We start from the raw sequence: 24,055 nt of genomic DNA, 5'->3' as shown, positions 1-24,055 counted from the left end.
TTAGCGGGGAGTCGTATCAACTGAAGGCGCGCCTCAAGGGCTAGCTCAGTCGTCCCTCCTGCCGCAGGCGTTCGCCGATGCGCTGTATCTCAGTTTCGCCTTGTGCCAGAGCTGCCCTGCTCGTGTGTACCGAGTAGTAGCCCGTCACCAGTTCGTGCGGATGCTTCACTGCTGAGCCCAGTACGAATGAGCATTCGCCTTGAGCCACGAAATCGATGTATTGCTCGGACTCCTCGAATACGGCGAGTTCGCCGGCATTAATCAGGCCCCCTGTGTCCAGCCGTCCTGCATCAACCGCGAGCCAGGCCACGGTGTGTCCGGACGGCGGGGTATACCGCCAGCGCTCGCCGTCTTTCAAATTTACGGCGAGATAGTTCATGTCACTCGGCGCTTCAATCAGGCTCTGCGCATTACCGTAGCGGCCCAGGAGCACGCGCGCCGGGCCTGATTGCGGAACTTGGGAGGGCGCAAGATAGACACTCAGCGCGGGGGCGTTTTCCAACGATGGCGGTAGTGCCACCCAGAGCTGGAATCCCTGCATTGAGGACTCATTGGCTAGCGTAGCGTCGTGCCACACCCCGTTGCCGGCGCGCATCCACTCAACACCACCGGCAAGCAATACACCTGCCGCGCCAGTGGTGTCTTCATAGGCGACGTCGCCTTTGATCATGAAGGTAACCGTCGCGATCCCTGAGTGCGGGTGCATGCCGAAATTGGACTTACCGCGACTGGCGTTCAAACTGAAAATATCAAGGAAAATGAAAGGCTTCAAAAGCTCGCCCAGATCGCCCGGGCTCATAAGCCGCGTTATCGGGCCATGGCTACTGCCCTTGGTGCGATGGACAATGGCGCGTTGCAGAACAGCGACGGTGGCGGTCATAAGTTTTCTCTCGGGGTTTTGAGCGCCTGGGCCCACCAGACAATGTCATCGAGCAGCGCTTTGGCTGCCTGGGCCAGATGCGGGTAATCGTTGAAGTTCTTTCCCTGTTGCCAGATGCCGATGAATTCAGCGATGCCGATGTGCACGGCATTGCGTACCGGGGCCATCTGCAACTCAATGGCCACCAGCTGCAGTTGTTCGATGGCGCGACCAGTACCGCCATAACCAACGAAGCGAGCTTCACGGGCCGAACCGACGACGATGCCGATGAGAGGGAGAGCTGAGGTCATAGGTTGTTCCGGCAGACTGAAGGTCAAATGCAGCAATGCCTGAAGGATATGCGTCTTCGGATTGCTTTATTAGATGGCATAATTGGATTGAACTAATCCATTTAACGAAGTGGTGGCGGTAAGATGATTGACCTGAATGACATCGCCTTGTTTGTACAAGTGGTACGCAACGGCAGCTTTGCCGAAGCGGCGCGGCAGCTTGGAATGCCGCCCAACACCTTAAGCAGACGCGTTCAACAACTCGAGGCGCAGCTCGGCACGCGGCTGCTGCAGCGCTCCACGCGCAAGCTCACACTTACCCATTCAGGGCAGGCTTTTCATGACCGGTGCTCTGGCGCGGTAGAAGGCCTGATCGATGCCGGACAGCAATTAATGACGGGAAACCAGGAGCCGAGTGGCATCGTGCGCATTGCGGCGATGGCTGATTTCTTCGACTTCTTCCCTATGGAATGGGTGGCCGATTTTCTAGCCTTGCATCCACGGGTTCAGCTTGACTTCGTGCTAAGTGATGCACGCGCCGATTTGATCGCTGATCGGATCGACATCGCGTTTCGAGGGGGCACTTTGCAGGATTCGGGATACGTCGGTCGCCAACTCATTGGCGCAGGCAATGAAGGTCTGGTCGCCAGCCCCAAATACCTCAATAACCGAGGTGTGCCCGCTACGCTAGAGGATCTGGTCAATCACGACTGTGTGAGTTTCGGTCATCCTAGCGGCGTCACCACGTGGCGTCTTAATGGGCCAAACGGTGTTGAGGAAGACGTGCAGATTACCAGCCGTTTCAATGGAAACACGGCTCAGGCATTGCGTAAGGCCACGGTGGCTGGCTTGGGCATTGCGTTGCTGCCGCCCACAATAGTTAATTTCGATCTTCAGGCTGGTCGCCTTGTGCCTGTGCTACCGCATTACCATCGCACTGGATACGGCCTGCATGTGCTTTATCCCAGTCGGCAACATTTGCCGTTGGCGGTATCAGCTTTTATAGGACTGGTGATGGAGAAGCTAAAAGTGGAAGCATTCCCAGCAAGGGTTTTACCTGAGCAGGTTTGACACGGTATTTCGGCTTATGACTTTCACACAGCGGCCCTCCGTGACCGGATGCGACAGTGGAGTAGTGGCAATTTGATTTGGGATGAGGTATTTGTCTTATCCCGGCATGGAGCCGGTTCAAGGAGATTCAAATGGCAGCAATTTTCAAAAACTATGACGACGAATATTTCACCTACGATTCGGCTAAGGAAGTGAAGGAAGAAGGCGGGAAATATGTCGTTTATGACGCGTGCGGTAGCGTCCTAGGGGCTCATCAAATAGATAACATTGCTGAATTTACTACGTCACCGGCGCAACCTACTAAGCCGGAACCTGCGGCGGAGTAACTATTTCATCTCCGGGATCACGCTTCAGCTCTATCAAACTCTGATCCCGAAAGGTCGGCGACACCTTTTCGCTCATCTCGTAAGTTGTCGCGGCACAGCGAAGCATCAGAGCGGCGGTATCGAAGTCGGCATTGATCAGGTTGATCAGCAGCCGCTGGTGAATGTCCTGCTGATTGTTGATGCCGTGCATCAGTTACTAAGACAAAGTTTTAATTCGTCCGACAATGGACTCAATCAGAGCAAGTGCAATGGACTTCACGCGAGACCCAAACAATTTTCTCCGTTACATCGCCACAGTCAAAAGGGACTGGACTCACGCTTCCGCGGAGTTCCTCGGCCTAGTTGAGCATTGGCAAAAGTTGTCGATAAATCATTTCATAGGTATGACCTCTGTAGCTGCAAAGGAGCGCAGCATCGAGGGAGAGGTATTGGGCAAACAATTTTCCATCGAGCTCAACCCAATTTCCTTGGATAAAGCTGGACTGGTAGAAGCTGTATTGTTCTTGTGCCAAGTTGGAGGTTCAAAATCACAGATTGGTCGATTTAGCATTCGTCGTGACGGAGCGATTGTAAGCAGCGACGGATCGGTTCTCGTAAATCCTCAAGATGATCGCTACAGCTACCAAATATTCGCAACAATCTTGCAGGCTGTGATTGAGGCACCCACTCCAGAGGATGCCGAATAAGCTTCAGCTTTCATCGCCGCAGCCGCGTAACTCTTCGTGCCTGTAAGCCCGCTCCAATTTTCGCGACACGTTTTCGCTTATCGTGATTTCGTGTCGCGACATGCTCACGAAACGGCAGCGACCGTTTCTCGGTGCCGATCCTCTCCAGCAAAGCTTTCTCCTTGGCGCGCTTGTCTTATCGCTGATGTTGCCACCCAGCCTTTATGCTCAAAGCGTGGAAGTAGTATCGCGTTGCATTGAACCGATTGCCCAATCAGCCCGGCTACCCAGCCACCATCGACTGGCCTGTTATTCCTGCCTGATTTAAAACGAACAAAGAGCCCCGCCATCCCATCCTGCCTTTGTCGCAACGCTGGTGGATGTGACTGCCACAACCCCGCAGCCAGAGCAGAAGTGGACATATTCTGGCGGGAAGTTCACAGCTCCAGCATGACTTGCCTCGCATAACAATCCACCCGCCAGCGGCAACCATTATCTTCCGTCGCTGGATGAACCAATGATTAGACTGCTGGCCGGCTGGGGCACTATCGTAAGAGGTTCTGCGCATAATAAACCGCCGCGCCAAGGAACCAAATCGCGAAGTAGATGAGAAAATCTATCGGATTTGACAGCATATAAATCACTGTCCCTAACACTGCGAGGACGCTGATCGAGAACACTAAGCGCTTCCCATTAAAAATGTGGATGGTTGCGAGCGCCGGTAGCAGCAGGTAATACCAGAACTCATTAGTCAGGCTCCACAGGGACATGTTGGTTCCGAACATTGGCTCAACGATACGCGCAAGAAATAGGGCGTTGGCAACGAACCTTGAGAAGCTCCACGGATCTGCTGCCATCCATCCCTCTGGGAACATTGAGGCCCAATGCGAGATGAAATACTCGCCGTTGCCTAGCCGCAAGGACGCAGTGTCAAGTAACAAGGTGATGACGACAGGGCAACAGGACAACCCAAAGTCGCGTCAGTCTGCTAATGAGGAAGTCCTGCCATTGGAAGGTTCGGCTTCTGATCGAGGCTAGCGCATTGCCGCCCACCAGGTAACCGCTGATGACGAAGAATACGATTACTGCATCGTGCGAGAACTTAGAGATAAAAATAATGAAGTTGTGCAAAGCCATCACTATTGGGGGTTCAGGAGCCGCATGGCTGCCGAAAAAAAACAGTTGATATGCGTGGCCTAGCACCACGGCCTGCCAGTGCCCATCCTCGGCTCATAAATCACATTTATGTGATTCTGATATTAGTGCTATCCGATTAGTGCTGTTTATCAATCAATAGTCGAAGGGTAAGTTGCTTCTCTGCGAATTCAAGCCGAGAGCAATCCATGACCCAGCACATCATCCGCAAGTGCATGCCCGCCGTAGCGAAGGCGGGCACCCTTTGTTTCGCTCTGTGCACCGCTGCGGTCGTAGAGGCGGGCGATCGCAGTCCGCTGATCATCGAGAAACAGGGAAGTCTGATGGCCGGCGGCGGGCTGATGACCCAACTGGGTGTCTTTGATCCGTACGCACCGATGAAGCCTGATGGCCAGACCTATCATGGCGATCACGTGTATGCGTTCTACCAGGTTCCGGTCGACGCTCGCCCGCTCCCGATTGTCATGTTGCATGGTGCAGGGCAGTCCGCGAAGTCCTGGGAAACGACGGCCGACGGTCGAGAAGGGTTCCAGAACATTTTTCTGCGTCGCGGCTTTTCCACCTACCTGATCGACCAGCCGCGCCGTGGCGATGCGGGACGCAGTCTGGTTGAAACCACAATTAAACCGGTGGCGGACGAGCAGCTGTGGTTTAACCAGTTCCGCATTGGTGTGTGGCCAAACTCCTTCGAGGGCAGTCAGTTTCCACGTGGGCAGGAGGCGCTGGAGCAATTCTTCCGCTCGATGACGCCCAACACCGGTCCTTACGACATTGATGTGGTTTCCGATGGCGTGTCCGCGCTGCTGGAAAAGACAGGGCCGGCCATCTTGTTTACCCATTCGCAGGGTGGCGGTCCCGGTTGGCTGACGTCGATCAAGAACCACAATGTGCGAGCCATCGTGGCGTTCGAGCCGGGTAGCAGCTTCGTGTTTCCAGAAGGTGAGATTCCCGCGCCGATCCCTAGTGCGTTCGACACACTCTCGGCGCAGGTCGTCTCCAAGGCGCAGTTCGAAGCGCTGACCCGCATCCCCATCGTCATCTTCTATGGCGACAACATCCCCGAAAAACCGGTGCGTCTGCCTGCGCAAGACAGCTGGCGCGCCCGGCTTGAGATGGCGCGCCTTTGGCGAGATACCGTGAACCGGCATGGCGGCGATGTAAGGCTGATCCATTTGCCTGAGATCGGGATCAAGGGCAATTCCCACTTTCCCTTCTCGGACCTCAACAACGTCGAGATTGCGGATCTGGTTTCGAAGTTTCTCGCAGAGAAAGACCTGGATTGAAAACGAGCCCGGCGATGGCCGCCGAGCCCCTCAGAAGTCGCAATAGGCAGGATTATTCATATGACGCGAACCACGATAAAGGCCACCGTTCTGGCCGCCATGATCGGTATATCGGCAGCCGAAGTTGAGGCCGCGGACTACAAGCAGAACCCCTTCACATTGACCTACGGTGGCGCGCTGACGAAGAACGAGCCGGGCAAGGTCAACCTCCATCCGGTCACCTACAAGCTCAATGGTCTGGACATTTCCGCCAACGTTTACACCCCCGCGAACTATGACTCGGCGAAGAAATATCCGGTTGTCGTGGTGGCGCATCCCAATGGCGGGGTGAAGGAGCAGGTTGCAGGTCTGTATGCCCAACGCCTGGCAGATCAGGGCTACATTACGATCACTGCGGATGCGGCGTATCAGGGCGCCAGCGGCGGTCAGCCGCGTAACGTCGATAAACCCGCGTATCGCATCGAGGACATCCACGGCATGGCGGACTTTATCGCCCGCTACCCCGGCGTCGACAGTACGCGTTTGGGCTTGCTCGGCATCTGTGGTGGTGGCGGCTATTCATTGAAGGCGGCGCAAACCGACAAGCGATTCCAGTCGACCGCAACCTTGAGCATGTTCAACTCAGGGCTGGTTCGCCGTAATGGCTACCGGGATTCGCAACTGTCCACGGTCCAGGAGCGCTTGCAGCAAGCTTCCGCTGCCCGCGCCCAAGAAGCGGCCGGCGGGGAAATTCTCTACACCGGGGATGCCAAGTTGACGGACGAGCAGATTGCCAAATTGCCGTTTGATCTGTATCGGCAGGGTTTTGAGTATTACGGCAAAACCCATGTCCATCCTAACTCGACCTTCAGATACACCTTGAGCAGTTTGCTGGACTTGATGAGCTTCGATGCAACGGACCAGATCGAACTGATCGACAAGCCATTGCTGATGATCGCGGGCAGCAAGGCCGACAGCCTGTACATGTCGGAGCAGGCGTTTGCCAAGGCCACAGGTACGAAGGATAAAAAACTGTTCTTGATCGATGGCGCGACCCATATCGAAACCTACTGGGTGCCTGCCTATGTGGACGTCGCAATGGACCAACTGACCGCGTTTTACGCCAGAACGCTCTAAATTCAAGGAGCCGTCATCATGAACAAGACCCTATTGGGGATCGCGATGTGCGCAGCGACGCCCTTCGCCAGCGCCGCCGGACCAGACAATGCCAGTGAATCCCTGACTGCCCAGCAGATTCGCCGTGCAGGTACACAGGCTTCGGCAGCGGGGCCGGCGGATTATTTCTCCGGGCGGGTGCGCGTCGATCCTTTGTTTGCCGCCACTGGCGAAATCAATGCGTCCGGCGCCTACGTTACCTTCGAGCCGGGCGCGCGTTCGGCTTGGCATACCCATCCAGCAGGCCAGCGATTGGTGGTGATCGCCGGTGTGGGCCTGACTCAGGAATGGGGCAAGCCCGTGCAGGAAATCCGTCCGGGAGACGTGATCGTCTGCCCACCGGGCGTCAAGCACTGGCACGGTGCAGCTCCGACAAGCGCCATGACTCACTTGGCTGTGACCGGCGTGGTGGATGGCAAGAGCGTGCAATGGCTGGAAAAAGTCACCGATTACCCAAACAACGCGCAAAGTCCGGCGACGCCGCAAGCAACGTCTGCCGAACATGCCGTTTCCGAGGTGCTGTCAGCCAAGCAGCAGGCTATCCCGTTGATTGCAGCCTCCATGGCCACAAGCAACATGCCCATGCTCAATGCTGCCTTGAACAAGGGACTGGATGCGGGACTGACCGTCAGCGAGGCGAAAGAAATCCTGGTGCAGCTCTACGCTTACACCGGTTTTCCTCGCAGTCTCAACGCACTCGGCGAGCTGATGAAAGTGGTGGACGCGCGCAAACAACGCGGCATTCAGGATGATCCGGGACGCGAGCCCGGTCGTGTGATTCCAACCGGCGCTGAATTGCTGGTGGTGGGCAAGGCCAATCAGACCCGCCTTTCCGGTGCACCCGTCCAGGGCCCGCTGTTCGACTTTGCACCTGTCATCAATCAATATTTGCAGGCGCATTTGTTCGGCGACATTTTCGAGCGAGACAACCTGGATTGGCAAAGTCGTGAACTGGCTACGGTCGCAGCGCTGGCCGCCACGCCCGGCGTGGAGCCGCAACTGCGATCGCACATGGCTGCCAGCATGAGAGTAGGTCTGAGCGCTGCACAATTGCGTCAACTCGTTCAGGTACTGGCCGACCAAGGTGACGCTGATGCGGCCAAGCGTGCCGGCGAAGCGCTGGACAAGCTTCTGGCTGAAATGGCCGGGCGGCCGTGAGTCAGGGATCGGCCACCCGTCAAGCGCGCAGGCCTGTCAGCTGGAATAGCGCAGGGCTTCACGCAGCAACGTAAAGGCGGGTGAACTCTGGCGTCGGCTTGGATAGTAGAGGTGGTATCCCGAGAAAGGCTCGCACCAATCCGCGAGTACGCGAATCAACCGACCCTGTGCGACATGCTCCTGCACCAGGTCTTCTGGCATATAAGCCAGCCCCAACCCCTGGAGGGCGGCCTCCAGGCGCATGGCAATGTTGTTGAACACCAATTGGCCTTCCACACGTACTTTCAATTCTTGCCCGTTCTTCTCGAACTCCCAGAGGAAGAGGCCACCATAAGTCGGCATGCGCAGTGTGATGCAGTTGTGCTGCATGAGATCGCTCGGGATTTTTGGTTTCGGATACCGAGCGAAATACGCTGGGGAGCTGACCACTGCCATGCGCATGTCGGGGCCGATACGCATCGCGATCATGTCCTTGGCGACCTGCTCACCCAACCGGACGCCGGCGTCGAAGCCTTCAGCCACGATGTCGGTCAGGCCGTAGTCGACGATGATCTCGATCTTGAGATCGGGATTGTCGGGCAGCAGCTTTGCGAGCACGGGATGCAGGATCGTGATCGCTGAATGCTCGCCGGCCGTGATACGCAGTTTGCCTGAAGGCTTGTCACGGAATTCGCTGAGCAATGCCAGCTCGTTGTCGATCTCTTCGAATCTGGGGGCGATCACTCGCAGCAGATGTTCCCCCGCTTCCGTGGGGGATACGCTGCGAGTGGTGCGAGCAAGTAACCTGACGCCCAGTCGTTCCTCCAACTGACGCATGGTCCGGCTCAAGGCCGGCTGTGACATGCCCAGTTTGGCAGCGGCGCGGGTGAAACTGCGCTCCTGTGCCACGGCCGAAAAGATCGCAAGTTGGTCGTAGCTATCAGCGGTCATTGATCCGCCCCTGTTATGAACCGTTCGCGATTATGCCATCCAGCATCATCCATCGCTCGGATCTAACTTGTGTTAGCTATCGACTGCGGTGGCGGTCAATCCGCAATGCGTCGACCGCGTCTCGCGGATGCGGCATCAGCTCGCCGAAGACCGCGCAACTCCCTTTCGACGGTTGGACTTTTCCTCGAGTTGGATGGCGAAATCCATGGCCTCTCGGTAGTTGAAACGGTAGGCCCAGGTCTTGCCAGTGTATCGCTCGATGACCTGGAAGATGCCGAGCTGCAGGGTCACCACCTGAAAGCGAACACCGCGGCGCGACTTCTGTCGATTAGTGCGCCGGAAGAAATCGATGCGTGCTGCGTTGGAGTGGACGAGCAGAGCGCCGAGCTCATCGATGCGCTGCAGAAAGGATGGATGCATGTCTGATCCTCGAAGTGGGGGCGTGTATTCATAAGCATCCGTGCCGCTTATTGCTCGCCTATGGGGGCAGTGGTAGTTCTGACGGATAACGGTAGTCGTAAAAAAGCCACATCGAAACCTGACTCTCCTTTGTGCGACATACGGCCTTCTTCGCGAACCCGAGGGGTTTCTCTCAGAACCCTCGTTGGGCCTGGGGCAAGCTATCGAGAAATGCGGCAATCTGCTGTCTACCGCGCAAGTGCACCGTAGGAATTTGCGGGCCTATGGCCAGGCGCACCGCCTCGATACCAGGGCGATAGCCACGATCGAAAGTCCACACGAAGTTCAGAAAGGTCAGGAACGCCCGGTCGAGTTTCTCTGTGCAGCCTGCTGCAAGGTCAGGGCGAGGGCGGTTCATTACGCTGCGCATGATCACCCGGGTGAAACAGGTGAGCCGGGACGTATCGAGCCAGATGATCAGGTCGGTACGGGGTAGGCGAAGGTCGAAGGTTCGCCGCGCATAGTTGCCTTCACAAATCCAGGCATCCGGTGCGATCGCTTCGCGGACCCGTGCGCGGAACTGCTCAGCGTCGGGTTCGACCCAGCCAGGCTCCCAGAACAGCGTGTCCAGGTGAACCACGGGCAGGCTCAGAAGCTTGCCGAGGGCACGGGCGAATGTAGATTTGCCGCTACCGGCATTTCCCAGAATTACAATCCGTTGCATGAGGACTTCCTGTCGCGAAAAAAGCCGGCGATTGTGCAGGTTTTGGAGGGCTAGTTAAAGGCTTATGGATGGGTGTAAGCCTTATTCAGGACGAGACAGTTGCTGCAGATAGGCCTTCGGCGAACACCCTGTTTTTTGCTTGAAGCAACGGTAGAACGTGGACAGCGAGTTAAAGCCTGAGGCGCTGGCAATCTCGTCAATGCGCGAGGCGTGGCGTTGCGCATTCAAGCGTGAAAGGGCTTCATCCAGGCGCAGCTGGTTGAGCAGCGTATAAAACGTTTGCCCCCGAACCTGATTGAGAAAGAACGAGATCTGGTTGCGTGTGTAGCCAGTTGATGCCGCGACATGCGACAGGTCCAGCCGTGGATCGAGGTAGGGCTTGGTTTGCTCGAAGTACTGCTGCAAATCATTGGCAAGCGCCCCGACCTGACGGGCTGATAATCCCAAACGACTGACCGCCTCAGCGCTATAGGCCGGGCGGGTTAACGTTGGGGCATGGCTGACCAGCATCGCGTGTTCGTTGACTTTAATGATCAGCCCGTCCCGTACCGACAGCGCTTCAACAGTGCGGAATGAAACAAGACCCTCGCTGCCATTGAGCGTCACCCGGTACTGCAAGAACGCGGTGTCGCCATCGATGCGCAAGCGATCGGTATAAATCTGAAACTCTTCTGATCCCACCGGCATGCTTGCCGCGAGATAGTCGCGCAATTGCGAGTAGTCGATGGTCCGGTTCTGGAAAAAATCGTTGTACTCGATGGCCGGGTGATAGAGCAACATCACCGCGTCCAAGTCGCGCCGCTTCCATGCCTCGTGATAACGCACCACAACTTCATGAGTCTGTGTGCTCGAAGGATCCGCCAGGAAGGTTGGGGTGGTGGGTAAATCAGGTACTTCCACGACGAACTCCAGGGTGCAGATCAGGGCAAAGCCCAGAGTATTCCAGAAGCCGTACTTTTCCGCCCGTGTCCGCTGCGATGTTTGCCTGCCCGTTGTGCCTGTGAAAACGTCGGTTATTGCTTTAGCGTCAGCCCAGGAATTTTACGGAGCATGAGCGCATGACACTTCACATCGCGAACCAGTCCCTGGCAGACGCTCGGCCTTATCCTGTCTGGCAGGAAACAGGAACGCCAGCGATCGCCGCGCCGAGGCTCACAGGTGAAGTGACGTGTGATATTGCGATTGTGGGCGGCGGATTTGTCGGGCTATGGACTGCGCTGATGGCGCGTCAGCGCTGGCCTGAAGCAACCATCGTTGTGCTTGAAGCCGGGCAGTGCGGGGGCGAGGCGAGTGGGCGTAATGGCGGGTTCTGTGCGCCGAGTATTTCCCACGGTGTTTCCAATGCGCTGAAACGTTGGCCCAAGGAAGCAGAGCAACTGGTGCGACTGGGCAGGGAAAACCTGGTGGCATTTGAGGAGGATCTGCAGCGCTATGGCATGGACGTAGCGTTTGAGCGCTCCGGGAAATTGAATGCCGCGAGTCAGCCCTGGCAGGTTGAAGGGCTAAGGTTGATGCAGCGTAACTACGAGCGTTTTGGCATCGCCTGTGAATTTCTGGATGGCGAGAGGCTCAAGTCGCACCTCGACTCACCGGCCTATGTTGCGGCCGTTTTCGAGCCCAATTACGCGCTGCTGAACCCGGTCAAGATGGTCGAGGAACTGCGGCGCGTGTGTCTTGCGCAAGGTGTGCAGCTGTTCGAGCATTCGCCGGTGACCGCACTGCATCAAGACGGCAATCATCAGGTACTGGAAACCGGACTGGGCTCTGTCAAAGCGGTCAAAGTCGCACTCGGCACCAACATCGCGCCGCCGTTGCTGGGGGAGCTGAAGTCCAAGGTCATTCCCATTTATGACTACGCATTAGCGACTCAGCCGCTCGACGATGCTCAACTGCGCGCCATCGGTTGGGTCGGCCGCTATGGCATTGCCGACAGTGGCAACCAGTTTCATTACCTGCGCAAAACCGAAGACAACCGCATCCTCTGGGGCGGTTACGACGCCATCTATCACTTCGGGAGCCGGCGTGATGAGGCGTTGACGCAACGCCCCGACAGCTTCGCGACATTGGCTCGGCAATTTCAATCGGCTTTCCCGGCGTTGGCGGACGTCACGTTCAGCCATGCCTGGGGTGGCATCATCGATACCTCCGCGCGCACCACCATGTTCTGCGGAACATCGTCCAACGGCTGCATTGCCTACGCCCAAGGGTTCACGGGGCAGGGCGTGTCTGCCAGTCGTTTCGCGGCGTTGACCATGCTCGATTTGCTCGAGGGAAAATCTACCGAGCGCACGAAACTGGCAATGACCTCGACAGCCCCTTTTCCGTTTCCACCCGAGCCCCTGCGTTATGTGGGTGTTTCGCTGGCGCAACGCTCACTGGCCCGCGAAGACCTTACCGGACACCGCGACTGGCTGCTCAAAGGGTTTGATGTGCTGGGTATCGGTTTTGATTCTTGAACTGGAGTGAGAATGACCATGAGTAAACCTGATCACATCATCGATTTTGCCAACCCCGATTTGCCCATCGTCGAGTTGGAAACCAGCGATCCCGAAGCGGTCGACACCCCGTATCGAAGTCGTAGCTGGCGGCACTTTGTGGCGCCGGAGAAAAAAGCGGTCGGCGGCATCTGGGAAGCGCCGGAGCACCTTGAGCGATGTGAATGCGACTACGACGAACTCTGTCATTTGCTCGAAGGACACGTTCGTCTGACCGACAGCAATGGCGTCAGCCAGGAGTTCAAGGCCGGCGCCACGTTTGTGGTCGCCGCCGGCTTCAAAGGCACCTGGGAAAACCTGACGCCGGTGCGCAAGGTGTTCATGATCCTCAGGGGTGGCGTCGGAACCGCTAGGCGTCAGGCAACGCCATGATCGCTCGCGCCGCAATGTCAGTGCCGCGAGTCGCCTGCATACTTTCGCTGAACGTTTTGAGGCGCTGTCTCATCGACTGATCGGCCAGCAGTTGTTCGAGGGCGGCGGGCAGCGCGGACAGTGGATCGGCAAAACGCGGCAAGTAGCGGCCGACGCCGACTTCCTCGGCGCGTGCGGCGTTGTCGTGACCGTCCCAGCAGTAAGGAATGATCAGTGACGGCAAGCCGAAGTACAGCGCTTCGCAGAAACTGTTGTTGCCACCGTGGTGGACGAACAGCTGGCACTCCTTGAGCACGGCTGGCTGTGGAAACCAGCTGTCCAGATACACGTTGTCCGGGACGGTGGTGTACATCTCCCGATAAGCGCCAACGTTGATGAGAAAGCGATAGGGCAGGGTTTCGATGGTCCCGATCAGGCGCTTCATCATGTCGGTGTCGGCGGCACCGAGGCTGCCGAAGCTGATGTAGATCAGCGGCGCGTCGTTGTGCCGTGGGAAGTCGGGAACGATGTAAGGCGCCTCGCGGCGTACGCAACCGTCGAGGTACACATAGTGCTGCGGGTCCAGCGGCAACTGGCGTTCATAACGCACTGGCGTCGGCGACAGCAACAGGTTGAGCCACGGTGAATCGTTGAGGAACTGGCCGGGCGGGCAGGGCGCCGTGCCGTTGCTCGCGAGAAACTGCGAAAAGCGTTCATGGGCCGGCGCGACGGCTTTGCGGTAATGCTCGGCAAAACGTTCGCGGGCATCCGCGTCGCTGGCCAGGCAGCCTGACAAATACGGTGGCACGGCGGCATCCGGCAGTTCGGTTTCAGCGCAGGAAACCATCCGCACCCACGGGCATCCCGCGTTGGCGATGGCGGGGAACATGACCACGTTGTCGAGGACGATGACGTCCGGTTTAAGGCGCACGAGCAACTGTTGCAGCGGTTTTTCCGCTTCAATCGCGGTGTCGATAATGGCTTCCCAGGCCGGCGCTATATAACTGTCGATCTGTGCCAGCGGAGTCTGGTCGAAGTAGGGAATGTTGCGCTCGATAAAACGTTCCCAGTAATGCTGGTGTTCTGCGGCCGACAATGGACTGGCTTGTGGAATCGGGTACTCGTCGAAGCCGTATTCGGCGAAGAGTCCCTGAAAATGTTCGTGGCAGATGAAGACCGGTTTTGCTCCCAGCTCACGCAGCGATTGGGCGATACCAATGCAGTTCAAGGCCGCGCCGAAACTGGCTTCCGGAAACAAGGCGATAAGTTTTTGTGTGTGCATGGCGAGGACGTCCGAGGCGGGTACAGCCCGCCGTGCCTGAAGATGACTGGATGCTGTCTTATTTTATAAAAAAAATCATCATGTTTTTTGGGCTGTTCAGCGACGCCCGAACAACTGGCCTTGCGGGATGCCGCGGTTTGCGGTTTGCGGGCGCTGGGCGGCGCTCAGGCGCAGGTGCAGTCGCAACAGGTCGGCGGCGATCTCCAGCTGTCCGCGCTCGATGTGCGCAATGATTTGCAGATGTTCGCGCAGGGCTTCCTGGAGGCGGTGCACGCTGACCGTCGGAAGCAGGTTCGGCAGGCGCCGAAGGCTCTGATGCTGGAGCAGGGCGTCACCGATAAAACGGTTGCCGCAGCTCTGGCCAATCAGTTCATGGAAGCTGATGTCCAGTTCGCGAAATTGCTGGATATCGAAATGCTCTACGGGGCTCGAGAGCAAGGTTTGCATAGCGCTTCGCAGTAACGCCAAGCGTTGAGGGTCGGCGTTGAAGTTGGGACTGAGCAGGGCTTCCGGCTCCAGAATCAGCCGGAATTTGAGGCTTTCTTCGAGGGCGGCAAGGCTGTTCAGCGAAGGGCGAAACAGCCAGGACTGGCCGGGGCCGCGCTCGATGGCCTGGTTTTCACTCAATTGTTGCAGGGCTTTTTGCGCGGCCGGCCGGCCGATGTCGTAACGACGCATCAGTTCGCTGATGCTGATGCTGTCCCCGAGGCGTCCGGCCATGCGGTCGCGCAGCACCGAGGTCGCCAGTTCTTCTTCCTCGGCTTGTGGCAATGCGGCATTGAACGCCTGACCGGTCGGCGGAGCGATCAGTCGATAGCCTTTGCCGGCCTCATGACTCAGCAGGTTCTCTTCCAGCAGCACTTTAAGTGCGCCACGAATCAGTGTGCGTGACACCTGGAATGTCCGCGCCAGCGCTTGTTCGGCGACCGGATCTCCGGCCACCAGCCCGGTTTCCTGGGTGTGCTCCAGAATCCGGCGGGCGAGTTCCAGGTGGTTGGTGCGGGGTTTCTTCTCGGGTGTTGTGCTCAAGCGTCTGATCTCTTTTAGTCGCATCGACTCCGGTGCTCATCTTATGCCATGCATCGCAAAACCGTCAGGCGCAAAAAAAACCGTTGACATCCAATCATGCTGGTCCTAATTTCTAAAAAAAAACACATGCAATCGTTTCTCTTTACGCCGTACTGCCTTCGAACACAAAAATAATCAATCGTCGGGTGAGTATTATGAGAAAGCTGAAAGGCCTTATGTGTCTGGGATTGAGCGTCTCCCTGGCGATCGCTTCACAGGCTGCAAGTGCAAAAGACATGGTTATTTCGATCTGGGACGGCTACATGGCCCCGGATGCGCTGGACACGTTCAAAGCGGCCAGCGGCGTTGACGTCGACAAGGCGTTGCACGCGACCAACGAAGAAATCATGGGTAAGCTGATGGCGTCTGGCGGTGAAGGCTATGACGTTGTGTTTGTCTCCTCTCCCTTCGCCGAAGTCCTGCACAAACAAGGTCTGCTGGCAGACATTGATCCGGTCAAAGTCCCCAATCTTAAAAACCTCTATCCCGAAGCGACCCAGCTGGAATATGACCCGGGAAACCATTTCTCGGTGCCGTACACCTGGGGCACGACCGGGATTTGCTACCGCTCCGACAAGGTCACGCCGGCGCCGGTGAGCTGGAACGAACTGCTCAATCCAAGCGATGCGCTCAAAGGCAAAGTGACGATGCTCGCCACCGACCGCTGGATGCTCGGCGCCGGGTTCCTGGCCAAGGGCTGGTCGGTCAATGACAACGATCCCAAACAGATCGCCGCCGTTCGCGATCAGTTGATCGCTACCAAGCAGCGCATCCTCGCGTTCGACGACACCACCTTCTACTCCAAGCTCGCTTCCGGCGAATCGTTGATGGCGCACGCCTGGGATGGCTGGTGCAACTACGGCACTCAAGCCAATGCGGCCATCAAGTTTGTTGTGCCCAAGGAAGGTTCCGATCTTTGGGTGGACACCATGGTCGTGCTGAAAAGCTCGAAGCATCAGGAGGAGGCGTTCAAGTTCGTCAACTTCATGCTCGCCAGGGAAAACCACGTCTGGGTGGCTGAAAACATCCTCTACAAAGTCCCCAACCAGGCCGCAATGGCTGGGTTGTCCGCTGACCTGCTCAAGCAATACCCCAACTTGACGATCGCCCCGAGCGAGCTGTTGAAGATGGAACAGTTGCGCGATCTGGGTGGCACTACGCAAAAGGCCTACACCCGGGCCGTCACCGAAATCATGGCGGCACAGAACTAAGCCTCACAAAGCCGTAAGCCGCACCGATCCGAGGCATGCCCGGCATGCCTCGCCACGCTCGCAAGCCGCCTCCGTTCCGGGGCGGGAGGATATGGGTAATGAGTGCTTTGCATGCTGACAGGCGTCTGTCGGCCTGGCTTCTTGCGCCCGGCTTTGGCTGGCTGCTGACCTTTTTGGTGATTCCGTGCCTGCTGGTGCTGGTCTACAGCTTCGTCGAACGCGGTGCTTATGGCGGTATCGACTGGCTGTTTACCTGGGAAAACTACCAGCGCGCGTTCGATCCGCTGTACCTGGGCATCTTGCTCAAATCGGCAAAGATCGCCGGTCTGGCGACGGTGTTTGCGGTGCTGATCGGCTACCCGGCCGCCTACGCCATTGCTCGTGCTCCGCGGCGCCGGCAAGCGGTGTTCCTGTTTCTGGTGATGCTGCCGTTCTGGAGCAACTACCTGATCCGCACCTACGCCTGGATCGTCCTGCTTAATCGCGAAGGCTTGATCAACCGGATGCTGCAGATGTTCGGCTACAGCGGCGAACCGATCAGCCTGCTGTACACCGAAGCGTCGGTGGTGCTGGGCCTGGTCTACAACTACATCCCCTTTGTGATCCTGGCGATTTTCTCGTCGCTGTCACGGATCAACAACGAACTCTGGGATGCGTCGAAAGACCTTGGTGCCTCGGGCTGGATGACTTTTCGGCGGATCATCCTGCCGCTGAGCGTTCCCGGAGTTGCGGCCGGTGCCGTGTTTGTCTTCGTCCTGAGCATCGGCAACTTCATTACTGCCGACCTGTTGGGCGGCAAGCAGGTGCAGATGGTCGGCAACCTGATCTATTCGCAATTCCTCACGGCGCGGGACTGGCCGTTCGGTGCAGCGCTGAGCTTCTTCCTGATCGCGATCATGCTGATTCTGTTGTTCGTTCAGGCATTGGTTGCCCGTCGTGCAGAAGGGGGCCGCGCATGAGTCAGCCTCGTTCGGTTGGCGGCACGGTGCTCGGCACGCACCTGGGGTTGGTTTACGCCTTCCTTTATGTGCCGATCCTGGTGTTGATCCTGCTCTCGTTCAACAAGTCCGGTTTGCCCACGGCCTGGGGCGGCGTATCGCTGAAGTGGTACGTGGCGCTGGCGCATAACTCGGCCATTTTGTCGGCGGCTCTCAACACCTTGATCGTCGCGCTGTCGGCGACATTCATTGCCTGCGTACTCGGGACGTTCCTGGCGCTGGGCATCGAGTTGCGCCGCAAGGGCAACGACAAGGGACAAGTCGTCGACACCTTGTTGATGGCGCCGATGATCATTCCCGACATCGTGCTGGCGATTGCGCTGCTGAGCTTTTTCAACCTGCTCAAGGTTGGGCTGGGCTTGCACTCGATCATCATCAGCCACGCCGTGTTCAACATCGCGTTCGTCTGCGCGGTGGTGCGCACGCGGCTCAAACACTTCGACTATTCGATTCTTGAAGCCTCGATCGATCTGGGCGCGAGCTGGTTCACCACCTTTCGCCGGGTGCTCCTGCCAGCCATTTTCCCCGGCGTGCTGGCGGGTGGATTGCTCTCGTTCACGCTGTCGGTGGACGAATTCATCATCGCCTTTTTCAACTCCGGTTCCGGCCAGGCTTCCACCACGTTGCCGATGCAGATCTACGCCATGATCCGATTTGGCGTCACCCCGGAAATCAACGCTCTGGCGACGCTGGTGATGCTGGTCAGCATCACCGCGCTGCTGGCTTCGCAGCGTCTCAACAAGGCTCCTCGCACCCATGAATAATTCATCTGCGGTACTGATCCTGGACAAGGTCAGCAAGTCTTATGGCAACGGTCTGGCGGTCGACGAGGTGTCGCTGAACATCCGCGAGAACGAGTTCTTTGCGCTGCTGGGTCCGTCCGGCTGCGGCAAGACCACGCTATTGCGCATGCTCGCCGGTTTCGAAACACCCAGCGCCGGTTGCATTTATCTGGATGGCAAAGACATCTCGCCGCTGCCGGCCAACAAGCGCCCACTGAACCTGATGTTCCAGTCTTACGCGCTGTTTCCCAACATGACCGTGCGCAAGAACATCGCCTACGGGCTGGAGATGGAGCGTCTGCCTGAGTCGGAGATCCGTCGCCGGGTCGATGAAGTGCTGAGCACCGCGCAGCTCGGTGAGCTGGCGGACCGCAAACCGGATCAGCTCTCCGGTGGTCAACGTCAGCGTGTCGCACTGGCGCGGGCGCTGGTTAAACGACCGCGGGTGTTGCTGCTCGATGAACCGTTGGGTGCACTCGACAAAAAGCTGCGGGAAAAAATGCAGCTCGAACTCAAACGCCTGCAACTCGAGAGCGGTATCACTTTCATCATCGTCACCCACGATCAGGAGGAAGCGTTGGTGATGTCGGATCGCATGGCCGTGCTCGATGGCGGCAAGGTCTGCCAGTGCGGCAGCCCGACCGAACTTTACGAAAACCCCAACAGCCGATTTGTTGCCAACTTTATCGGCGTCAGCAACCTGTTTGAAGGCGAGCGTTCGGGTGAGCGCACGGTGCGCGTCAACGGTCATGAGCTAGTAGTCGAGACCGACGCACCGTTGATTCCGGGCCAAAAAGTTGCCGTCGTCGTTCGCCCGGAACGTTTACAGGTGCTGGCGGAGGAGGGCGACGACTGTGCCAATCGGGTGACCGGCAATATCGTCGAAATCGCCTATCACGGCCTCGATACCAACGTGCATGTGCAAACGGCGCTCAGCGACAAGGCCTTGATCGTCCGGGTGCCGTCCTCGCAATTCGAATTTGCTCATTTTGCTATCGGTATGAGCGTCCGGCTCGGCTGGCAGGCTCGCCATGCCCGTGTTCTGACGCGCTGAACAATAAAAAAAGACCAGGCAGGAGTACCGCTCGATGAAACAGAAAGTGATCGCCTTCTTTCCGGAAGCCGCTTATGGCCCGGCGCTGAACTCAGTCGGTATCGCCCAGGCGTGCGAGGCCCTCGGCCACAAAGCTGTATTCCTCACCGACCCCGGCATGAGCGGCGTGTATGCCGGGTATGGTTTTGAAGAACACATGGTCAACATGTCGGCGCCAATGCCCACCGAAGAAATGGCCCGTTACTGGGTCGATTTCATCAACAGCCACATTCCCAACTTCCGCAAATCCCCGCTGGATCAAATCGACAACTACGTAAAGGAATGCTGGGCCGCCATCGTCGACACCGCGAAGTGGGCGCAAAAGGATCTGCCGGCGGTGCTGGACAAGGTCAAACCCGACCTGATCTGCGTCGACAACGTGATCCTGTTTCCAGCGATCAAGCAATACGGCAAGCCCTGGGTGCGGATTATTTCCTGCTCGGAAAACGAAATCGAAGACCCGGATATCCCACCGCACCTGTCAGGCATGAGCATCGACGACAAGGCCGGTCACGCCCAGTTTCGGCAGCGTTTTGACGAAGTGATCGGGCCGATTCACGAAGACTTCAACCAGTTCCTGCAAGCCCATGGCGAGCAGCCGTATCCACTCGGCACGTTCTTCGAAGCCTCGCCTTACATGAACCTGTTGCTGTACCCGGACGCGGTCAAGTTCGAGCGCCGTCATCCGTTGCCGGCCGAGCGCTTCCACTACCTGCAAGGGTGCGTGCGTCACGATACGACGTACGAGATTCCCGAGTTCCGCGCCAACAACGACAAGCCATTGCTCTACGTCAGTTTTGGCAGCCTCGGTTCCGGCGATGTCGATTTGCTCAAGCGCCTGATTGCGACGGTGGGCAAGTTGCCTTACCGCGCGCTGTTCAATGTTGGTGAGCACCTCGATGAATACCCGGACCTGCCGGACAACGTGCTGATCTCCAACTGGTTCCCACAGCCGTCGGTGATTGCCCAGGTCGATGCGGTGATCCACCACGGCGGCAACAACAGCTTTACCGAGTGCCTGTTCTTCGGCAAACCGGCGATTGTCATGTCGTACGTCTGGGACGGTCACGACAACGCCATGCGCGCCGAAGAAAGCGGTCACGGTTTCAAGCTCGATCGCTACGACTGGAGCGAAGCGCAGTTGGCGGAAAAACTCGCCGCCTGCCTCAACGACGAAGCGATGCGCCAACGTTTGCAGCACACCAGCGTGCAAATGCAATCACGCAAAGGGCCAGCGGACGCGGCCGCCATTCTCGACAAGGTGCTTAACAATGCCTGATCAAAACACCACGGCGGGTTTTACGCCGTACCTCGAAGCCGTCAGCAGTCGCACCGACCTGGTGGACTGGGGCGTGCAGAGCGATGCCGTCGAAGGCGTCTCGCACTCCAGCGGGCGACTGTTATTCAAAGGCCCGAACAACAGCCCCGAAACCGGGCTTTGGGTCTGCACCCCCGGTCGCTGGCGGCTGTCGATTCCCCGCGACGAGCTGTGCCATTTCATCGCAGGCAATGCCACTTACCGCAATGACGACGGCGAAGTGATCGAAGTTCGTCCCGACACACTGGTGTTGTTCCCGGCTGGCTGGACCGGCGAATGCCACGTCCGGGAAACCCTGCGCAACGTTTACATGCTGGCTTGAACCGTAACGCGACTTGTAGCAGCTGGCGAAGCCTGCGTTCGGCTGCGGAGCAGTCGTGAAACCTGAGCGCGAGGTCTTCCTGAAACACCGCGTCGCCCGATTTTACGACTGCTTCGCAGCCGAACGCAGGCTTCGCCAGCTGCTACACAGAGCGTGTTTCGCCTGACCTTTATTTTTTTTGGAGAGCAACAATGACTACCCCGTTTCTGTACGACCCGCTGAGCATCACTGACGTCAAGGATTGGGGCGTGATCCCGACCATGCTCGAAGGTCAATCCCATGTCTCCGGCGTGGTGTTGCACAAAGGCCCCGAAGGCCAGTCCGAGTGCGGTGTGTGGATCTGCACGCCGGGTAAATGGTTTTGCCATGTCACCAGCGACGAGTTCTGCCATTTCCTCGAAGGCCGCTGCACATACGTCCATGAGTCCGGCGAAGTGATCGAGATCAAACCCGACACGGCCGCCTTTTTCCGCAAGGACTGGAAAGGCGTATGCACCGTCCATGAGACGGTGAAAAAGGTCTACATGATCCGGTGATTGCCATGACTGAAACACGTGCGTTATCGCCAACTCGTGAGGACCAGCGCGCAGCCTTTCTGGCGCGTGCCGGCTTCGCCGAGGCGCAGTTGGTAGCGTTGCCGGCGGATGCCTCGACCCGGCGCTATTTTCGCTTGAGCGGCGAAGGTCTGTTGCTGATGGACTCGCCACCGCACAGCGAGCCGATCGGTCCGTTTGTGCAGGTTGCCCGTCACTTGCACGGGCTGGGGCTTTCCGCACCGGCCCTGGTGCAGGTTGACGAAGAGGCGGGTTTGGCGCTGATCGAAGATTTCGGTCACGACACCTACACCCGGTTGCTCGCGGCCGGGCATCCGGAAGCGGCGTTGTATCGCTTGGCCGTCGATGCGTTGGTGGCGTTGCATCGCGTGCCACCGGCCGCAGAAATGGCGCCCTACGATGCCCGACAACTGAGTGACGAGTGTGCGCTGCTGATCGACTGGTACATCCCGCTGTTGATTGGCAAGGACGCAGCGCTGGGCCTGCGTGATTCGTTTCTGAAACTGTTCGCCGACGCTTGCGGCGATGTCGCGCAACGTCGCGAAGCCTTGGTGTTGCGCGACTTTCACGTCGATAACCTGATGCTGCTGGAAGGCCGCGAAGGCGTCGCCGCCTGCGGGCTGCTGGATTTTCAGGACGCCCTGATCGGTGCGGCGGCGTACGACTTGATGTCGTTGCTCGAAGACGCTCGCCGCGACGTGCCCGAAGCATTACGCGTGGCGCTGCTGACGCACTACCTGATGCAACGTCCGGAGCTCAATGCGCCGCGTTTTCTCGAGGATTACCGGCGGCTGGCCGCACAGCGTCACGCCAAGGTGTTGGGGATTTTTGTGCGCCTGGCGGGCCGCGACGGCAAGCACGGTTACCTGGCGCATCTGCCGCGCACCCTGGGTTTGTTTGTTCGAGCGCTGGACGCTGAGGCCTTTGCTCCGCTGCGCGATTGGCTCAACCGGCACGTACCGGGTTGGCGCGAGGATCTATCGCCCGCGACCTTGGCGACGTTGCGAGAAACCCCTTATCGATTGGTTCAAGGATCATCCCATGACCACGTTTAACACTGACGCCGCCTTGCGTTTCATCAACGCCGAATACCTGCCCCTGACGAATACCCGCGCCCGCGAAGTGCTTGACCCGGCGACGCTGCAACCGGTCGGGCAGGTCGGCCTGTGCGGCGAAGCCGACGTGCAAGCTGCCGTCGATGCGGCCACCACCGCGCAAAAACAATGGCGGTTGATCGACGCCAAAAGCCGTGCCGCGCGTTTGCATCAGTTGGCCAATGCCATCGAACAGAACGTTGCCTGTAATCGTGAAGTCGCGCGGTTGATGACCCTGGAAATGGGCAAACCGTTTCCCGAAGCCATGGGCGAATTGGCGAACTGCGCGCCGATCTTTCGTTACTACGCGGAAATGGCCCGGGACGATGCGGGCAAGGTCGCCGGCACCACGCAGATCGGCTCGTTCCAGCATGTGCGTTATGAGCCGTACGGCGTCAGCGTGCACATCATGCCGTTCAACTTTCCGATCCTGTTGATGTGCTGGACGGTCGCGGCATCGCTGGCGGCGGGTAACGCCTGCATCGTCAAACCGGCCGAAGCCACAACCCTTTGCACGCTCAAGTTCATGGAGCATTTCACCTCGCTGTTGCCGGGGCTGGTGTCTTGCGTGCCGGGCGATGCGGTGACTGCACAGCTGCTGGTGAAGTCGACCGGGACTCACGCCGTGGCTTTTACCGGCAGCGTCGCGGCGGGCAAAGCGGTGGCGGTGGCCTGTGCACAACAGATGAAACCGTGTGTGATCGAGGCCGGTGGCAGCGACCCGCTGATCATCTCAAAACACGCGCCACTAGACGTCGCAGCGGCGGGAGCGGTGACCGCTGCGTTTCACCTGAGCGGGCAGATTTGCACCTCGGCAGAACGCTTCTACGTGGTCGATGAGGTCCACGATGAGTTCGTCGAGCAGTTCGCCGAACGTACGCGCGCCTTGCGCATTGGCCATGGTCTGGAGCGTACGGAAATCGGGCCGATGGTCAGTGAGGCCGCACGCAATAAGGTCATGCGCCTGGTCGACGACGCCGTGGCCAAGGGCGCGACACTGGTCTGCGGCGGGCGGATTCCGCCGCAGCACACGGTGGGCTGGTTCTTCGAACCGACCATTCTCACCGGCGTGACCCGCGACATGGCGATTCTCCAGGAAGAGTGCTTCGGCCCCGTCGCGGCGATTTGCCGTGTCAGCGATTTCGACGAAGCGGTGCGTCTGGCCAATGACTCGCCGTTCGGTCTCGGCGCATCGCTGTTCACAACCGATCTTGCCGAAGCCATGGAAGCCGCCGAGCGTCTCGAAGCCGGGATGGTCTGGGTCAACAACCCACTGATCGACAACGACGCGCTGCCGTTTGGTGGCTGGAAGATGTCGGGCCTGGGACGCGAACTCGGGCGTCAGGGCCTTGAAGCGTTCCGTCGCTCGAAAATGGTCATCATCGATCACCAGCCGAAGATTCAGGACTGGTGGTATCCGTATGCCGACGACGTGTTCTATCGCGATCAGGTTTAACGCGGCGGTACTTGGG

At 58.2% G+C, this 24,055-nt stretch carries 27 protein-coding genes; 17 read left to right on the top strand and 10 right to left on the bottom strand.

All coding sequences use genetic code 11. From position 1 onward, the window contains the following. Positions 1 to 40: 40 nt before the first annotated feature. On the bottom strand, positions 41 to 880 hold the full coding sequence (locus ACMXYI_RS26990) for a pirin family protein (RefSeq protein ID WP_415769982.1): 840 nt from the start codon (positions 878 to 880) through the stop codon (positions 41 to 43). Further along, the gene (locus tag ACMXYI_RS26985; RefSeq protein ID WP_415769980.1) at positions 877 to 1,170 is read right to left on the bottom strand and encodes a hypothetical protein; all 294 of its coding nucleotides are present in this window, start codon (positions 1,168 to 1,170) and stop codon (positions 877 to 879) included. The genes ACMXYI_RS26990 and ACMXYI_RS26985 overlap by 4 nt, the downstream gene beginning before the upstream one ends. A 123-nt stretch (positions 1,171 to 1,293) precedes the next feature. On the opposite strand from ACMXYI_RS26985, the gene ACMXYI_RS26980 reads away from it, so the two are divergent. Further along, positions 1,294 to 2,220 (top strand): LysR family transcriptional regulator, encoded by a 927-nt coding sequence (locus ACMXYI_RS26980; RefSeq protein WP_140679557.1) that lies wholly within the window; start codon positions 1,294 to 1,296, stop codon positions 2,218 to 2,220. Positions 2,221 to 2,351: 131 nt separating this feature from the next. Then, a complete protein-coding gene (locus ACMXYI_RS26975) occupies positions 2,352 to 2,546 on the top strand; it encodes a hypothetical protein (protein WP_415769978.1) in 195 nt (64 codons plus the stop codon). Here ACMXYI_RS26975 and ACMXYI_RS26970 read toward each other — a convergent pair. Beyond that, positions 2,521 to 2,736 carry a hypothetical protein gene (locus tag ACMXYI_RS26970; protein ID WP_415769976.1) on the bottom strand — a complete coding sequence of 72 codons (216 nt, stop codon included), beginning with the start codon at positions 2,734 to 2,736 and terminating at the stop codon, positions 2,521 to 2,523. The two genes, ACMXYI_RS26975 and ACMXYI_RS26970, sit on opposite strands and share 26 nt — an antisense overlap. A gap of 58 nt (positions 2,737 to 2,794) precedes the next feature. Here ACMXYI_RS26970 and ACMXYI_RS26965 point away from each other — a divergent pair, with 58 nt between their 5' ends. Continuing rightward, entirely contained in the window at positions 2,795 to 3,232 is a 438-nt protein-coding gene (locus ACMXYI_RS26965) for a hypothetical protein (protein WP_415769974.1), read from the top strand. A 524-nt stretch (positions 3,233 to 3,756) separates the two neighbouring features. Here the strand turns inward: ACMXYI_RS26965 and ACMXYI_RS26960 are convergent. Next, on the bottom strand, positions 3,757 to 4,068 hold the full coding sequence (locus ACMXYI_RS26960; protein WP_415769973.1) for a hypothetical protein: 312 nt from the start codon (positions 4,066 to 4,068) through the stop codon (positions 3,757 to 3,759). A gap of 486 nt (positions 4,069 to 4,554) precedes the next feature. On the opposite strand from ACMXYI_RS26960, the gene ACMXYI_RS26955 reads away from it, so the two are divergent. Genes ACMXYI_RS26955 through ACMXYI_RS26945 form a run of 3 tightly spaced genes read left to right on the top strand, consistent with a single transcriptional unit; the run spans position 4,555 to position 7,962 of the window. Continuing rightward, on the top strand, positions 4,555 to 5,649 hold the full coding sequence (locus tag ACMXYI_RS26955) for an alpha/beta hydrolase (protein ID WP_415769971.1): 1,095 nt from the start codon (positions 4,555 to 4,557) through the stop codon (positions 5,647 to 5,649). 60 nt (positions 5,650 to 5,709) lie between these two features. Then, entirely contained in the window at positions 5,710 to 6,765 is a 1,056-nt protein-coding gene (locus ACMXYI_RS26950) for an alpha/beta hydrolase (protein ID WP_415769970.1), read from the top strand. An 18-nt stretch (positions 6,766 to 6,783) separates the two neighbouring features. After that, positions 6,784 to 7,962: a (R)-mandelonitrile lyase gene (locus ACMXYI_RS26945; RefSeq protein WP_415769968.1), complete on the top strand. Its 1,179-nt coding sequence runs from the start codon at positions 6,784 to 6,786 to the stop codon at positions 7,960 to 7,962. Positions 7,963 to 7,998: 36 nt separating this feature from the next. On the opposite strand, the gene ACMXYI_RS26940 is transcribed toward ACMXYI_RS26945, so the two are convergent. The 4 genes from ACMXYI_RS26940 to ACMXYI_RS26925 all read right to left on the bottom strand — a co-directional run bounded on the left by ACMXYI_RS26940 (position 7,999) and on the right by ACMXYI_RS26925 (position 10,915). After that, positions 7,999 to 8,892 carry a LysR family transcriptional regulator gene (locus ACMXYI_RS26940; RefSeq protein ID WP_415769966.1) on the bottom strand — a complete coding sequence of 298 codons (894 nt, stop codon included), beginning with the start codon at positions 8,890 to 8,892 and terminating at the stop codon, positions 7,999 to 8,001. 135 nt (positions 8,893 to 9,027) lie between these two features. After that, positions 9,028 to 9,312: a hypothetical protein gene (locus ACMXYI_RS26935; protein WP_415769964.1), complete on the bottom strand. Its 285-nt coding sequence runs from the start codon at positions 9,310 to 9,312 to the stop codon at positions 9,028 to 9,030. A 172-nt stretch (positions 9,313 to 9,484) separates the two neighbouring features. Then, positions 9,485 to 10,015 carry an AAA family ATPase gene (locus tag ACMXYI_RS26930; protein ID WP_415769962.1) on the bottom strand — a complete coding sequence of 177 codons (531 nt, stop codon included), beginning with the start codon at positions 10,013 to 10,015 and terminating at the stop codon, positions 9,485 to 9,487. Positions 10,016 to 10,096: 81 nt separating this feature from the next. After that, on the bottom strand, positions 10,097 to 10,915 hold the full coding sequence (locus tag ACMXYI_RS26925) for a helix-turn-helix domain-containing protein (RefSeq protein WP_415769960.1): 819 nt from the start codon (positions 10,913 to 10,915) through the stop codon (positions 10,097 to 10,099). A 158-nt stretch (positions 10,916 to 11,073) separates the two neighbouring features. Between ACMXYI_RS26925 and ACMXYI_RS26920 the strand changes: the two genes are divergently transcribed. Beyond that, positions 11,074 to 12,471, top strand: coding sequence for an NAD(P)/FAD-dependent oxidoreductase (locus ACMXYI_RS26920; RefSeq protein WP_415769958.1), 1,398 nt, complete (start codon positions 11,074 to 11,076; stop codon positions 12,469 to 12,471). A gap of 18 nt (positions 12,472 to 12,489) precedes the next feature. Beyond that, positions 12,490 to 12,882 carry a cupin domain-containing protein gene (locus ACMXYI_RS26915; RefSeq protein WP_415769956.1) on the top strand — a complete coding sequence of 131 codons (393 nt, stop codon included), beginning with the start codon at positions 12,490 to 12,492 and terminating at the stop codon, positions 12,880 to 12,882. Here the strand turns inward: ACMXYI_RS26915 and ACMXYI_RS26910 are convergent. Next, positions 12,860 to 14,143: a nucleotide disphospho-sugar-binding domain-containing protein gene (locus tag ACMXYI_RS26910; RefSeq protein ID WP_415769954.1), complete on the bottom strand. Its 1,284-nt coding sequence runs from the start codon at positions 14,141 to 14,143 to the stop codon at positions 12,860 to 12,862. The genes ACMXYI_RS26915 and ACMXYI_RS26910 overlap by 23 nt on opposite strands. A gap of 96 nt (positions 14,144 to 14,239) precedes the next feature. After that, positions 14,240 to 15,172, bottom strand: coding sequence for an FCD domain-containing protein (locus tag ACMXYI_RS26905; RefSeq protein ID WP_415769952.1), 933 nt, complete (start codon positions 15,170 to 15,172; stop codon positions 14,240 to 14,242). Between the two features lie 275 nt (positions 15,173 to 15,447). Here ACMXYI_RS26905 and ACMXYI_RS26900 point away from each other — a divergent pair, with 275 nt between their 5' ends. The 9 genes from ACMXYI_RS26900 to ACMXYI_RS26860 all read left to right on the top strand — a co-directional run bounded on the left by ACMXYI_RS26900 (position 15,448) and on the right by ACMXYI_RS26860 (position 24,039). Beyond that, a complete protein-coding gene (locus ACMXYI_RS26900; protein WP_415769951.1) occupies positions 15,448 to 16,422 on the top strand; it encodes a polyamine ABC transporter substrate-binding protein in 975 nt (324 codons plus the stop codon). A gap of 98 nt (positions 16,423 to 16,520) precedes the next feature. Beyond that, positions 16,521 to 17,381 carry an ABC transporter permease gene (locus ACMXYI_RS26895; protein ID WP_008145697.1) on the top strand — a complete coding sequence of 287 codons (861 nt, stop codon included), beginning with the start codon at positions 16,521 to 16,523 and terminating at the stop codon, positions 17,379 to 17,381. Then, positions 17,378 to 18,184, top strand: coding sequence for an ABC transporter permease (locus ACMXYI_RS26890; RefSeq protein ID WP_415769950.1), 807 nt, complete (start codon positions 17,378 to 17,380; stop codon positions 18,182 to 18,184). Before ACMXYI_RS26895 ends, ACMXYI_RS26890 begins: the two co-directional genes overlap by 4 nt. Continuing rightward, entirely contained in the window at positions 18,177 to 19,256 is a 1,080-nt protein-coding gene (locus ACMXYI_RS26885) for an ABC transporter ATP-binding protein (protein WP_415769948.1), read from the top strand. The genes ACMXYI_RS26890 and ACMXYI_RS26885 overlap by 8 nt, the downstream gene beginning before the upstream one ends. Positions 19,257 to 19,290: 34 nt before the next feature. After that, positions 19,291 to 20,574, top strand: a complete 1,284-nt coding sequence (locus ACMXYI_RS26880) for a nucleotide disphospho-sugar-binding domain-containing protein (protein WP_415769946.1) — start codon at positions 19,291 to 19,293, stop codon at positions 20,572 to 20,574. Further along, complete coding sequence (locus ACMXYI_RS26875) at positions 20,567 to 20,935, top strand: cupin domain-containing protein (protein ID WP_415769945.1); 369 nt, start codon at positions 20,567 to 20,569, stop codon at positions 20,933 to 20,935. Before ACMXYI_RS26880 ends, ACMXYI_RS26875 begins: the two co-directional genes overlap by 8 nt. Positions 20,936 to 21,126: 191 nt before the next feature. Next, positions 21,127 to 21,471, top strand: a complete 345-nt coding sequence (locus tag ACMXYI_RS26870; RefSeq protein ID WP_008145703.1) for a cupin domain-containing protein — start codon at positions 21,127 to 21,129, stop codon at positions 21,469 to 21,471. 5 nt (positions 21,472 to 21,476) lie between these two features. Further along, positions 21,477 to 22,544 (top strand): aminoglycoside phosphotransferase family protein, encoded by a 1,068-nt coding sequence (locus ACMXYI_RS26865; protein ID WP_415769943.1) that lies wholly within the window; start codon positions 21,477 to 21,479, stop codon positions 22,542 to 22,544. Next, positions 22,531 to 24,039, top strand: a complete 1,509-nt coding sequence (locus tag ACMXYI_RS26860) for an aldehyde dehydrogenase family protein (protein ID WP_415769941.1) — start codon at positions 22,531 to 22,533, stop codon at positions 24,037 to 24,039. The genes ACMXYI_RS26865 and ACMXYI_RS26860 overlap by 14 nt, the downstream gene beginning before the upstream one ends. Positions 24,040 to 24,055: the final 16 nt, after the last annotated feature.

The sequence above is a fragment of the Pseudomonas lyxosi genome (assembly GCF_047758685.1).
GTDB lineage: Bacteria > Pseudomonadota > Gammaproteobacteria > Pseudomonadales > Pseudomonadaceae > Aquipseudomonas > Aquipseudomonas lyxosi.
The sequence above is the reverse complement of the archived record's forward strand: the minus strand, read 5'-3'. Positions and strand labels throughout refer to the sequence as shown.

What these genes read in the sequence shown, in the direction of transcription:
- ACMXYI_RS26990 (WP_415769982.1), bottom strand. Translation starts at nt 880, where the DNA reads ATGACCGCCACCGTCGCTGTTCTGCAACGCGCCATTGTCCATCGCACC.
- ACMXYI_RS26985 (WP_415769980.1), bottom strand. Translation starts at nt 1,170, where the DNA reads ATGACCTCAGCTCTCCCTCTCATCGGCATCGTCGTCGGTTCGGCCCGT.
- ACMXYI_RS26980 (WP_140679557.1), top strand. Translation starts at nt 1,294, where the DNA reads ATGATTGACCTGAATGACATCGCCTTGTTTGTACAAGTGGTACGCAAC.
- ACMXYI_RS26975 (WP_415769978.1), top strand. Translation starts at nt 2,352, where the DNA reads ATGGCAGCAATTTTCAAAAACTATGACGACGAATATTTCACCTACGAT.
- ACMXYI_RS26970 (WP_415769976.1), bottom strand. Translation starts at nt 2,736, where the DNA reads ATGCACGGCATCAACAATCAGCAGGACATTCACCAGCGGCTGCTGATC.
- ACMXYI_RS26965 (WP_415769974.1), top strand. Translation starts at nt 2,795, where the DNA reads ATGGACTTCACGCGAGACCCAAACAATTTTCTCCGTTACATCGCCACA.
- ACMXYI_RS26960 (WP_415769973.1), bottom strand. Translation starts at nt 4,068, where the DNA reads ATGGCAGCAGATCCGTGGAGCTTCTCAAGGTTCGTTGCCAACGCCCTA.
- ACMXYI_RS26955 (WP_415769971.1), top strand. Translation starts at nt 4,555, where the DNA reads ATGACCCAGCACATCATCCGCAAGTGCATGCCCGCCGTAGCGAAGGCG.
- ACMXYI_RS26950 (WP_415769970.1), top strand. Translation starts at nt 5,710, where the DNA reads ATGACGCGAACCACGATAAAGGCCACCGTTCTGGCCGCCATGATCGGT.
- ACMXYI_RS26945 (WP_415769968.1), top strand. Translation starts at nt 6,784, where the DNA reads ATGAACAAGACCCTATTGGGGATCGCGATGTGCGCAGCGACGCCCTTC.
- ACMXYI_RS26940 (WP_415769966.1), bottom strand. Translation starts at nt 8,892, where the DNA reads ATGACCGCTGATAGCTACGACCAACTTGCGATCTTTTCGGCCGTGGCA.
- ACMXYI_RS26935 (WP_415769964.1), bottom strand. Translation starts at nt 9,312, where the DNA reads ATGCATCCATCCTTTCTGCAGCGCATCGATGAGCTCGGCGCTCTGCTC.
- ACMXYI_RS26930 (WP_415769962.1), bottom strand. Translation starts at nt 10,015, where the DNA reads ATGCAACGGATTGTAATTCTGGGAAATGCCGGTAGCGGCAAATCTACA.
- ACMXYI_RS26920 (WP_415769958.1), top strand. Translation starts at nt 11,074, where the DNA reads ATGACACTTCACATCGCGAACCAGTCCCTGGCAGACGCTCGGCCTTAT.
- ACMXYI_RS26915 (WP_415769956.1), top strand. Translation starts at nt 12,490, where the DNA reads ATGAGTAAACCTGATCACATCATCGATTTTGCCAACCCCGATTTGCCC.
- ACMXYI_RS26910 (WP_415769954.1), bottom strand. Translation starts at nt 14,143, where the DNA reads ATGCACACACAAAAACTTATCGCCTTGTTTCCGGAAGCCAGTTTCGGC.
- ACMXYI_RS26900 (WP_415769951.1), top strand. Translation starts at nt 15,448, where the DNA reads ATGGTTATTTCGATCTGGGACGGCTACATGGCCCCGGATGCGCTGGAC.
- ACMXYI_RS26895 (WP_008145697.1), top strand. Translation starts at nt 16,521, where the DNA reads ATGAGTGCTTTGCATGCTGACAGGCGTCTGTCGGCCTGGCTTCTTGCG.
- ACMXYI_RS26890 (WP_415769950.1), top strand. Translation starts at nt 17,378, where the DNA reads ATGAGTCAGCCTCGTTCGGTTGGCGGCACGGTGCTCGGCACGCACCTG.
- ACMXYI_RS26885 (WP_415769948.1), top strand. Translation starts at nt 18,177, where the DNA reads ATGAATAATTCATCTGCGGTACTGATCCTGGACAAGGTCAGCAAGTCT.
- ACMXYI_RS26880 (WP_415769946.1), top strand. Translation starts at nt 19,291, where the DNA reads ATGAAACAGAAAGTGATCGCCTTCTTTCCGGAAGCCGCTTATGGCCCG.
- ACMXYI_RS26875 (WP_415769945.1), top strand. Translation starts at nt 20,567, where the DNA reads ATGCCTGATCAAAACACCACGGCGGGTTTTACGCCGTACCTCGAAGCC.
- ACMXYI_RS26870 (WP_008145703.1), top strand. Translation starts at nt 21,127, where the DNA reads ATGACTACCCCGTTTCTGTACGACCCGCTGAGCATCACTGACGTCAAG.
- ACMXYI_RS26865 (WP_415769943.1), top strand. Translation starts at nt 21,477, where the DNA reads ATGACTGAAACACGTGCGTTATCGCCAACTCGTGAGGACCAGCGCGCA.
- ACMXYI_RS26860 (WP_415769941.1), top strand. Translation starts at nt 22,531, where the DNA reads ATGACCACGTTTAACACTGACGCCGCCTTGCGTTTCATCAACGCCGAA.